The sequence below is a fragment of the Micromonospora sp. I033 genome (assembly GCF_053890995.1).
In genome coordinates this window covers 1-2,754 of sequence record NZ_JBSSLX010000364.1, presented here as the reverse complement: position 1 = coordinate 2,754, position 2,754 = coordinate 1, and the positions used below count along the sequence as shown (strand labels likewise).

Below are 2,754 nucleotides of genomic sequence, written 5' to 3'. Positions count from 1 at the left end.
CCGGGGCGGCGACCCCGGGTACGACCCGGCGACCGGGCTGGTGCTCGGCGCCGACGGCCGCCCGTTGCAGTTCGGCGGCACCGGCGGCCAGTACCGCACCGCCGGCGCCCAGTCCTGGAAACAGCTCTTGCTCGCCGGGGTGACCCCGTGACCGGCGTACCCGAGGAGGTGGCGGTGCCCAGCCGTAGGAACACCACGTTGAAGGTCATCAAGGGCGCGAAGACCGGCGGCCCGACGCCACCGCGCCGCCGCCTGGTCAACCGCGCGGTCCCCGCACCCGCGGAGCCGATCGAACGGGTGCTGGAACGGCTCGACCGGGAACCCGTCGAGGACCCGACCGAGGCCGGCGACCTCACCGTCGTCGGCGACCCGGCCGAGGTCGAGGACCTGCCCGATCCCGAGCCGGAGCCCGCCGAGCGCGACGCCGCCGCCGAGCCGGCCGGCACCGCCCCGCCCCGCCGGGCCCGGGCGCTCACCGCGCTGCTCGTGGTGCTGCTCGCCGCCGCCCTGGCCGGGGCCGGCGTGCAGGGCCACCGCTGGTACGTCGACCGGGCCACCGACCAGGCCCGCCGGGAGGCCGTGGCGGCCGCCCGGCAGGCCGCCGTCAACTTCGTCTCGGTCAGCGCGGCCAGTGTCGACCGGGACCTGAGCCGGATCACCGCCGGCGCCACCGGCGACTTCAAGGACGAGTTCACCCGGGGCCAGGCGCAGGTCCGCGCCGCGGTGGTGGAGAACAAGGTCCAGTCGCAGGGCAGCGTGCTGCGCGCCGGGCTCGTCTCCGGCGACCGGCAACGCGCCGTGGTGCTGGTCGCGGTCGACGCCACCGTCCGCAACGTCAAGGCGCCCGACGGACGGCCGTCGCACTACCGGATCCAGCTCGACCTGGTCCGGGACCGCGACTCGGGGGACTGGCTGGTCACCAAGCTGCAGTTCGTCGGATGACCGACAGGAGGAGACCGATGCGCGTACCGACCGTCCTGCGTCGACCCCGGCTGCGGCCCGTGCCGCTGCTCGTCGTCGCGCTGCTGCTGGCCGTCGCCGTGGCGGTGGCCGGCTGGACCGCCGACCGCCGCGCCGGCCAGCGCGACCAGGCCGTCCGCCAGGCACTGGCCACCGCGCCGGCCGCCGCCAAGGCCCTCTTCTCGTACGACTACCGCACCTTCGACGACAGCGTCGCCAACGGCCGCACCTTCGCCACCGGCGCGTTCGCCGACGAGTACGCCCAGACCACCACGGCGCTGAAGACGACCGCCACGAAACAGCAGGCCGTGGTGCTCGCCGAGGTCTCCGCCACCGGTGTGGTCAGCGCCGAGCCGGACCGGGTGGAGCTGCTGCTCTACCTCAACCAGTACCGGCGCAACGTGACCACGGCGGGGGAGAAGGTGGACCAGAACCGGGTGGTGCTCACCCTGGTCCCGGTAGACGGCGAGTGGAAGGTCTCCCAGGCCACCGCCATCTGACCGCTGGGCTTGCCGGCGTCTGCTAGCTGTGGCGGTGTGTCCGTAACCGACCATCCGCCGGCCGACCCGCCCGGCCCGCGCGCGACCGACCCCGGACCCGGCCGGCACCCCGGGTCCGGGGTCGCCGTCCGGCGCCCGGAAGCACCCGTTGCGCCGATGGCCGACGGGCCCGGCGCGACCAGAATGACCAGCGAGGCGGAGGCCGACACCCGCCCCTGGAACGCCGTGGAGTTCGTCGCATGAGCGGCTGGCAGCTGTCCGGCTACACGCCGGTCCGTCGGCTCGGCGCCGGTGCGTCGGGCAGCGTCGTGCTCGCCACCCACGACGCCACCGGCACCCCGGTCGCCATCAAGTACCTGGTGCGCGACATCGGCGCGGACTCCTCCTTCCGGACCGCCTTCCGCGAGGAGGCCCGGCTGCTCGGCGAGATCGACGACCGGCACGTCAGCCGGCTCTACGAGTACGTCGAGTCCCCGCACGGCGCGGCCATCGTGATGGAGCTGGTCAACGGGGTCTCGCTGCGCCAGATGCTGCGCGCGCACGGCCCGACCACCCCCGAGGCGGCGCTCTGCGTGCTGAAGGGGTCGCTCGCCGGGCTCGCCGCCGCCCACGCCCGCGGCGTGGTGCACCGGGACTACAAGCCGGAGAACGTGCTGGTCACCGGGGACGGGCTGAGCAAGCTCGCCGACTTCGGCATCGCCATGCCGGTCGGTCAGGGCTCCGACACCACCGTCTCCGGCACGCCCCGCTACATGGCCCCCGAGCAGTGGACCGGGGCGCCGGCCAGCCCGGCCTGCGACATCTACGCGGCCACCGCCACCTTCTTCGAGTGCCTCACCGGCCGGCCGCCGTACCAGGGGATGGACCTGCTCGCCCTGCGCGAGCAGCACGCCTCCGCGCCGATCCCGACCGACCCCGCCCCGGCGCCGGTGCACGAGCTGCTGCGGCACGGCATGGCCAAGCGCCCCGACGAGCGGCCCCAGCCCGCCCAGGTCTTCCTGGAGCTCCTCGAACGGGTGGCCGGCGCCGGATACGGCGGGGAGTGGGAGGAACGGGGGCTGCGCGAGCTGGCCCGCCGGGCCGCCCTGCTCGCCGCGCTCTGGCCGTTCCCCGACGGCGCGGGCGGCGCCACCAGCCTCGCCAGCACCACGCTCGGCGCGACCGCGGGGCGCCGCGGCCGGTTCCGCCGGGGGCGTACCCGGACGGCGCTGGCCGGCGGCGCCCTCGTCGCGGCCCTCGTGGCGGGCGGCGCCGGCTACAGCTACGCCGCCAACGACGAACCCGCCGCCGGCGG

3 protein-coding genes are annotated in these 2,754 nt (G+C 75.8%); all 3 read left to right on the top strand.

Features of this window, described 5'->3' with window-relative positions:
* Positions 1-147 precede the first annotated feature (147 nt).
* Positions 148-942 (top strand): hypothetical protein, encoded by a 795-nt coding sequence (locus ACW0Q9_RS30095; RefSeq protein WP_456187087.1) that lies wholly within the window; start codon positions 148-150, stop codon positions 940-942.
* Positions 943-959: 17 nt separating this feature from the next.
* Complete coding sequence (locus ACW0Q9_RS30090; protein ID WP_456187085.1) at positions 960-1,460, top strand: hypothetical protein; 501 nt, start codon at positions 960-962, stop codon at positions 1,458-1,460.
* 239 nt (positions 1,461-1,699) lie between these two features.
* Positions 1,700-2,754 (top strand): serine/threonine-protein kinase (locus ACW0Q9_RS30085; protein WP_456187083.1); only part of this gene is annotated, 1,055 nt, incomplete at its 3' end.

Bases quoted from the DNA above. Each gene is read 5' to 3' on its own strand.
- ACW0Q9_RS30090 (WP_456187085.1), top strand. From the start codon at position 960: ATGCGCGTACCGACCGTCCTGCGTCGACCCCGGCTGCGGCCCGTGCCG.